General features: G+C 75.8%; 7 protein-coding genes. 2 read left to right on the top strand and 5 right to left on the bottom strand.

All coding sequences use genetic code 11. The annotated features are described in order from the left end of the window. Positions 1 to 108: 108 nt before the first annotated feature. Together ACFP3U_RS32160 and ACFP3U_RS32155 are read right to left on the bottom strand one after the other, a co-directional pair. Positions 109 to 327: a heavy-metal-associated domain-containing protein gene (locus ACFP3U_RS32160; RefSeq protein ID WP_380229280.1), complete on the bottom strand. Its 219-nt coding sequence runs from the start codon at positions 325 to 327 to the stop codon at positions 109 to 111. A 266-nt stretch (positions 328 to 593) separates the two neighbouring features. Next, positions 594 to 1,535 (bottom strand): PrsW family intramembrane metalloprotease, encoded by a 942-nt coding sequence (locus ACFP3U_RS32155; RefSeq protein ID WP_380229279.1) that lies wholly within the window; start codon positions 1,533 to 1,535, stop codon positions 594 to 596. A 157-nt stretch (positions 1,536 to 1,692) separates the two neighbouring features. On the opposite strand from ACFP3U_RS32155, the gene ACFP3U_RS32150 reads away from it, so the two are divergent. After that, entirely contained in the window at positions 1,693 to 2,892 is a 1,200-nt protein-coding gene (locus tag ACFP3U_RS32150; RefSeq protein WP_380229278.1) for a PP2C family protein-serine/threonine phosphatase, read from the top strand. Here the strand turns inward: ACFP3U_RS32150 and dhaL are convergent. Both dhaL and dhaK read right to left on the bottom strand, forming a co-directional pair. Continuing rightward, positions 2,889 to 3,554 (bottom strand): dihydroxyacetone kinase subunit DhaL, encoded by a 666-nt coding sequence (gene dhaL / locus ACFP3U_RS32145; protein WP_380229277.1) that lies wholly within the window; start codon positions 3,552 to 3,554, stop codon positions 2,889 to 2,891. The genes ACFP3U_RS32150 and dhaL overlap by 4 nt on opposite strands. 63 nt (positions 3,555 to 3,617) lie before the next feature. Then, positions 3,618 to 4,613 carry a dihydroxyacetone kinase subunit DhaK gene (gene dhaK, locus ACFP3U_RS32140; RefSeq protein WP_380229276.1) on the bottom strand — a complete coding sequence of 332 codons (996 nt, stop codon included), beginning with the start codon at positions 4,611 to 4,613 and terminating at the stop codon, positions 3,618 to 3,620. A 133-nt stretch (positions 4,614 to 4,746) separates the two neighbouring features. Between dhaK and dhaM the strand changes: the two genes are divergently transcribed. Further along, the gene (dhaM, locus tag ACFP3U_RS32135; protein ID WP_380229275.1) at positions 4,747 to 5,139 is read left to right on the top strand and encodes a dihydroxyacetone kinase phosphoryl donor subunit DhaM; all 393 of its coding nucleotides are present in this window, start codon (positions 4,747 to 4,749) and stop codon (positions 5,137 to 5,139) included. A gap of 45 nt (positions 5,140 to 5,184) precedes the next feature. Here the strand turns inward: dhaM and ACFP3U_RS32130 are convergent, their stop codons facing one another. Further along, the gene (locus ACFP3U_RS32130; RefSeq protein ID WP_380229274.1) at positions 5,185 to 6,900 is read right to left on the bottom strand and encodes a bifunctional 3'-5' exonuclease/DNA polymerase; all 1,716 of its coding nucleotides are present in this window, start codon (positions 6,898 to 6,900) and stop codon (positions 5,185 to 5,187) included. Positions 6,901 to 7,122 lie beyond the last annotated feature (222 nt).

Below are 7,122 nucleotides of genomic sequence, written 5' to 3'. Positions count from 1 at the left end.
ACAAACCCGCTGGCCACAGACCTGAAACGGTCACCCGCGAAGTACGGGCCTAGAAAAGGGCGCGGCGGGGGAGCGGGGTCGCCGGGCCCCGCCGCGCGACGGGGGCTCTCAGGCGGCGCGGCCGACCAGCTCGTAACCGGCCTCGTCGACGGCCGCGCGCACCAGCTCGTCGTCCAGCTGGGCGCTCGTGGAGACGGTGACGGTGCCGGCCTTGGCGTCGGCGGAGACCTCCGTCACCCCGGCGAGGGTGGCGAGCTCCTGGCTCACCGAGTTCTCGCAGTGTCCGCAGCTCATGCCGGTCACGGTGTAGGTGATGGTGCTGGACATCGGGGCCTCCGAAAGTTCGGTACGGCCGCGAGCGTACGCCCGGGCCCTGCTCATGGGAACACCATACCCCTAAGGGGTATTCCGTAGGGATACGGATGATGTGGTGTGGATCGCATTCCGGTTGTCGCTCGGACGGGCCGGACGGCGCTCCGAGAGCAGAGCGTAGGCGGCTGGACACGCTGCGCTCGAATCCGCGCCGTGACGGCGGCGGATTCGGGTGACAGCGGCCGGAGGTAGGACGGCGCGGGCGGCCGGGGCGGCGGACCTCAGGCCGGGGCGGACGGGAGCTGGGTCGGGATCGGCGAGCGCCGCCCGCCGCGGACCAGCAGGCGCAGCCAGGTCAGCCCGCCGAGCGCGACCAGGACCAGGCCGGCCGTGTCGTACAGCGTGTAGAGGTGCACCTGCTCGGTGGTCGGGCTCGGCAGCCGGCCGAGCTCGAACAGGGCGCGCTGCCAGTCCGCGGCGGTGGTCCTGGCCACCAGCCAGACCGCGATGCCGCCCGTCGAGTCCCAGAGCGCGTGCAGCAGCGAGACGCCCAGGTAGGTGAGCAGGACCGGCGCGGTGAACCGGAAGCGGCCGCCGCGCCGCTCGCGGAACAGCACGCCGCCGAGCAGCGCCGTCCACAGGATGTGCCCGACCGGCGCCAGGACGCCGCGCAGGATCTCGCTCTCCACCAGGTTGCGCAGCGAGAGGCCGTCGGCGGTGAGCACGGCGTTGAAGGCGTATCCGGCGCTCTCGAAGGCGGCGAAGCCGGCGCCGACGGTGGCGCCCAGCACCAGTCCGTACCGCAGGCCGCTCACCCGCAGCCGGCGGGTGACCAGCACCAGGGCGGCCAGTTTGGCCGCCTCCTCGATCAGGCCGACGCCCAGGTACATCCAGACCGAGGGGGAGAGCAGGTAGGTCTCCAGGACGGAGGCGCCGAGCACGCCGATGATGCCGCCGACGCCGAAGCAGCCGAGGATCCGGTCCGCGCCGAGGTCGGCGGCGTGGCGCTGGTACGCCCAGGTGGCCACGGTGACCGGGACGAGGAAGCTGCCGAGCAGGACGATCGTCGGCACCAGGTTGCTGTTGCCGGTCAGGAAGGTCACGGCGACGGTCGCGATCCAGAGCGACAGGCCGCCGAGGAGGATCCGAGGCCACTGGGCGGTGCGGACCGCCGGTCGGGCGGTCGGCGCGGAGATGCGCGGGGTGTTGCGGTATCCGGACACCGGCGAGGGCCTCCCTTGTGTGATCCGCTTTCGTCGCACTGTATGACAAATCGGGTGGTTAGGTACCTTTTGGTGCGGCCCGGAGGTCCTGGAGGCCCCGGAGCCCGTGTGTGAGGGTGCGGGGGTGAGCGGGTTGATCGTCCGTTATGTTCGATATGTGTTCCCGATCCGTCGAGCCCGGTCGCCGTCCGACCCGACCGGCGCCGGGCAGCCGTCGGCCCGGCGACGCGGCGCGCTGCTCGCCGTCGACCTGCTCGACATCCCGTTCCGGCGCCGCGCCGCACCCGCCCTGCTCGCGATCGTGCTGGTCGGGCTGGCGGACCTGCTCTCCGGCCGGGACCGCTACCTCGCGCCCCTGATGACCGTCGTCCCCAGCATCGCCGCACTCACCCTGCGGCCGCGCGAACTGCTCGGCGTCTGCGGCGTCGGCCTGCTCGCCGTCTTCGGCCTCAGCCACTACGACCGGGTCGACACCATCAACGACGCCCGTTTCCTGTGGGGCGCGATGATCAGCTACCTGCTGCTCACCGTCTTCTCCGCCTGGGTCGCCAAGATCAGGATGCGCCGGGCCGCCGCCTTCGCTGCGGTCAGCTCCGTCGCGGAGGCCGCCCAGCGGGCCCTGCTGCGGCTGCCCGGCCCGGTCGTCGGACCGCTGCACCTCGCCGTCCGGTACGTCTCCGCCGCCGACGCCTCGCAGATCGGCGGGGACCTCTACTCCGTCCTGGAGACCCCGCACGGCACCCGGGTCGCGGTCGGCGACGTGCGCGGCAAGGGCCTCGGCGCGGTGCAGACCGCCGCCGTGGTGCTCGGCGCCTTCCGCGAGGCCGCGTACGACGAGGCCGGGCTGTGCGGGGTGGCGGCCCGGATCGAGGCCAGCGTCGAGCGGCACGTGCCGGACGGCGAGTTCACCACCGCCCTGTTCGCCGAGTTCCGCCGGCCCGGTGTGGTCGAGCTGCTCCAGTGCGGGCACGTCTCGCCGATCCGGGTCGACCAGGAGGGCCGGGCGCACGTACTGGACGCCCCGGACCCGTGGGTGCCGCTCGGCCTCGGCCGCCTCGCCGTCGGCGAGCCGAGCACCTGGGAGCAGGCGTTCGGGACCGAGGACGTCCTGGTGCTCTGCACCGACGGCGTGATCGAGGCCCGGCACCGCGGCAACGGCGCGTTCTACCCATTGGCCGAACGGGTAGGGCCGCTGGTGTGCGGCGCGGCCCGCTCCGCCGCCGAGCTGGAGGCGGCGGTCGGCCGGGTCTACGCGGACCTGCTGGCGCACACCGGCGGCGAACTGCGGGACGACGCGCTGCTGCTGTTCATCACCCGCACCGATGGGGCTCAGGGTCCGCACATACTCCCCGGCTAGCCGCCCAGGCCCGCCGCGGCCTCGGCCAGGGCGCGGAAGAGCAGGGCGGTGGAGGTGGCGCCCGGGTCCTGGTGGCCGATGCTGCGCGGGCCGAGGTAGGAGGCGCGGCCCTTGCGGGCCTGCAGCGGCACGGTGTCCCGGGCGCCCCGCTCGGCGCCGGCGGCCGCCGCCTCGGCCGCCGCCGGCAGTCCGGCCCCGCCGGCCACCGCCTCCCGGTAGGCGTCCAGGGCGGGCGTCCAGGCGTCCACGATGGTCTTGTCGCCCGGCTCCGCCTTGCCGAGGTCCCGCACCGCCCGGAGCCCGGCCGCCAGCGCCTCGCCGAACCCGGCCGCGTCGGCCGGCGGCTGCCCGGGCTGCGGCAGCGCGGCGCCGATCGCCCGGAACGCCTTGCCGTAGAGCGGGCCGGAGGCGCCGCCGACCTTGGAGATCAGGGTGGAGCCGGTCTTGGTCAGCACCGTGCCCGGGCCGGCCGGCGCGGGGGCGTCCGGGCCGTCCGGGCCGTCCAGGGCGGTCAGCACGGCGGCGAAACCGCGCCGGAGATTGCTGCCGTGGTCGCCGTCGCCGATCGCCGAGTCCAGCTCGGTGAGCCGCTCGTGCTCCTGCTCGACCGCGGCGGCGATCGCGCGGACCCAGGCCTCGGCGAGACGGGTGTCGACGTCCATGCGGATGGCTCCTTCGGTTCCTTCTCCGGGGTGGGCGGGGCCGTGCGAGGGGCCGGCGTCGGCTCAGGCGCGCTTGAGGGCCGGGGTGTCCGCCGGGGCGTCCCACAGCTCCAGCAACTGGCCGTCGGCCTTGGTCAGGGTGAGCGAGAAGCCCGCCATGTCCAGGCTGGTCACGTAGTTGCCGACCAGGCTGCGGGCCACCGTGACGCCGTGCTCGGCCAGCCGGGCGGCGACCTCGCCGAAGACGATGTACAGCTCCATCAGCGGCGTCCCGCCCAGGCCGTTGACCAGCGCGATCACCGTGTCGCCGGCGGTCAGGTGGTGATCGGTGAGGACCGTCTCCACCACCTCGGCGACCAGTTCGCGGGCCGGGCGGAGCTTCTCCCGGCGGCGGCCCGGCTCGCCGTGGATGCCGACGCCGACCTCGATCTCGTCCCCGGCCAGGTCGAAGCCGGGCCGGCCCGCCGCCGGGACGGTCGCCGCGGTCAGCGCGATCGCGAACGAGCGGGAGGCCGCGTTCACCCGCTCGCCGAGGGCGGCCACCTCGTCCAGCGGCGCCCCGCGCTCGGCCAGCGCGCCGGCGATCTTCTCCACCAGCACCGTCGCGCCGGTGCCGCGCCGGCCGGCCGTCCAGGTCGAGTCCTCCACCGCGACGTCGTCGTTGACCAGCACGGTGCGGACCTCGATGCCCTCCTCGGCGGCCAGCTCCGCGGCGAGCTCGAAGTTCATGACGTCGCCGGTGTAGTTCTTGACCACGAAGACCACGCCCGCGCCGGAGTCCACGGCCTTGGCGGCGGCCAGCATCTGGTCCGGGACGGGCGAGGTGAAGACCTCGCCGGGGCAGGCCGCGTCCAGCATGCCGGGGCCGACGAACCCGCCGTGCAGCGGCTCGTGTCCCGAGCCGCCGCCGGACACCAGGGCCACCTTGGGCGCCGCCGGCCGGACGGCCCGGGTGATCACCCGGTTGGCGATGTCCACCGCCAGCTCCGGATGCGCGGCGGCCACTCCGGCCAGCGCGTCGTCCAGGACGGTCTCCGCGGTGTTGATGAGCTTCTTCACGGCGTACGCGCTCCCTCGGCAGACGGTGCTGAACCGACGCTACGCCAGCCGGGCCGCCCGCGACCCGGATCCGACACGCCGGACGACGGGTCACCCGGGTGGACCAGTCGCAGACACGCCCTAGGGTCGGGGCATGAGTGGACACGTGGGCATCGTCCTGGTCTCGCACAGCGCGGCGCTGGCCGCCGGGTTGAAGGAACTGCTGGGGGAACTCGCCTCGGAGGAGGTGCGGGTCGTGGCGGCGGCCGGTACCGAGGACGGTGGGCTCGGCACCAGCTACGAGCTGATCGCCCGCGCCGTGGTGGCGGCGGACTCGGGGGCCGGGGTCGCGGTGCTGCCGGACCTCGGGAGTTCGGTGCTGACCGCGGTGACCGTGCTGGAGGACGAGCCGCGCCCCGGCGTCGTGCTGGTCGACGCGCCGTTCGTGGAGGGCGCCGTCGCCGCCGCGGTGACCGCCGCGACCGGGGCCGCGCTGGCCGAGGTGGTCGCGGCGGCGGAGGAGGCGCGCGGCTACCGCAAGCTGTGAGTCCAGCGGGCGTGCTGAGCGCGGTGCGCCGCTACTTGGCGTCGGCTACTTGGCGTCGGCGTAGCACTCCACCACGGCGGTGCTGAGCGGGAAGCGGACCGGGCTGTCGCCGAAGACCAGTCGGCGGGCCTCGTCCGCCGCCGCGTCCACCGCCGCCGCCACCTCGTCCGCGAAGTTGGCCGGGGTGTGCACCACCACCTCGTCGTGCTGGAAGAACACCAGGTGCGGGCGGTCCGCCGGGTCGGTCACCGGGAGTTCGGCGAGCCGGCGGCGCAGCGCGGCCAGCAGGGCCAGCGCCCAGTCGGCGGCACTGGCCTGGATGACGAAGTTGCGGGTGAACCGGCCCCGGGAGCGGGCCCAGCGTCCGCCGGCCTCCCCGCCGCCCTCGCCCGCCTCGGTCAGGTCGAGGAAGTCGGCGGAGGCCGGCGGGCACGGGCGGCCCAGCCGGGAGGCGACCACGCCGCCGTCCTCGCCGGTGCGGGCGGCGGCCTCGACGTAGCCCATCGCGGCCGGGTAGCGGCTGCGCAGGGTGGCGAGCAGCGGGCCGATGTCGCCGCTGGTCTGGCCGTACATGGCGCCGAGCAGGCCGAGCTTGGCCTTGTCGCGGTCGCCCTGGAAGGCGGTGGCGGCGAGGGCCTGGTACAGGTCGCCGCCGGCCGCGGTGCGGGCCAGCCCGGCGTCCTGGGAGAGCGCGGCGAGGACCCGCGGCTCCAGTTGGGCGGCGTCGGCGACCACCAGCAGCCAGCCCGGGTCGGCGACCACGGCGCGGCGCAGGATGCGCGGGATCTGCAGCGCGCCGCCGCCGCGGCTGGCCCAGCGGCCGGAGACCACGCCGCCGACCACGTACTCGGGGCGGAACCGGCCGCCGCGCGCCCAGGCGTCCTGCCAGGCCCAGCCGTGCGCGACGTGGATCCGGGACAGCTCCTTGTAGCGGATCAGCAGCCGGGCGGCCGGGTGGTCCACCGTCTTCAGCTCCCAGGAGCGGGTGGAGCCGAGCTGGATGCCGACCTCGGCGAAGGCGCGCAGCACCTGGGTGTGCGAGTCGGGGTTGAACGCGCGCCCGCCGAGCGCCTGCCGCAGCTCGGCGGCCAGCTCGGCGAGCAGGCGCGGCTGCGTGCCGGCGACGGTCGGGCGGGGGCCGAGCAACTCGGTGAGCAGCCGGTCGTGCACGTCGGTCCGCCAGGGCAGGCCGTCGTGGGCCATCTCGGCGGCGGCCAGCGCGCCCGCCGACTCGGCGGCCACCAGCAGCCGGAACCGGGCGCGGGCGGTCGGGTCGGCGATCGCGGCCAGCCGGCGCTGCTGCTCGGCGTGGACGGCGACCACGGCGGCCAGCGGGTCGGTGCCGGGCGGCAGCTGGAGCCGGTCGGGGGCGAACAGGGTGTCCTGGCCGTCGTCGGCCTCGGCGGAGCCGGGCTCGGGCAGGTCGTCCGGCACGGGCAGGCCGCGCAGCCGGGCCCAGGCGGCGCCGAGCGACCGCGGGGCGCCGAACCGGCCCTCGTGGGCGAGCAGCAGCGCCTCGACCAGCCGCAGGTCGTGGCAGCGGGCGAGCCGGTCGGGCAGCCGGGGGAGCAGCGGCGCGTACCCGGAGTCGGCGGCGGCCCACACCCAGCGCGGGTGCTCGGCGGCCTCCCGCGCGGCGACGGCGGCGGCGAGGTCGGGCGCGGGGACGGCCGGGCCGAGCGGGGCGCCCGCGTCGTCGAGCGGCTGGAGCCGGCCGCCGGGGCCGTGCGGATCGGGGACGAGGGCGATCCGGGGTGCCATGGGGGGCTCCTCCTCTCGTGCGGACGGGGGCCGTCCGGGGGTGTACGGCCGGTCGGTGTCGACGGTAGCGGGAGGGTACGACAACCGTGGCGCGGACACCGGCGGCCGGGCCGGGGCGTTCGGTGGCCGGGCCCGGGAGCGCCCCGGGGCGCGGCCGACGGCGTCCGCGCCCCGGTGGCCGGGAGGGGCGTAGGCACCGCCGGTGACTCGGCGTAAGGTCGG

The sequence above is a fragment of the Kitasatospora misakiensis genome (assembly GCF_042656005.1).
Lineage (GTDB): Bacteria > Actinomycetota > Actinomycetes > Streptomycetales > Streptomycetaceae > Kitasatospora > Kitasatospora misakiensis.
This window is presented reverse-complemented; position numbering and strand designations above follow the sequence as displayed.

Bases quoted from the DNA above. Each gene is read 5' to 3' on its own strand.
- dhaL (WP_380229277.1), bottom strand. From the start codon at position 3,554: ATGGACGTCGACACCCGTCTCGCCGAGGCCTGGGTCCGCGCGATCGCC.
- ACFP3U_RS32160 (WP_380229280.1), bottom strand. From the start codon at position 327: ATGTCCAGCACCATCACCTACACCGTGACCGGCATGAGCTGCGGACAC.
- dhaM (WP_380229275.1), top strand. From the start codon at position 4,747: ATGAGTGGACACGTGGGCATCGTCCTGGTCTCGCACAGCGCGGCGCTG.
- ACFP3U_RS32130 (WP_380229274.1), bottom strand. From the start codon at position 6,900: ATGGCACCCCGGATCGCCCTCGTCCCCGATCCGCACGGCCCCGGCGGC.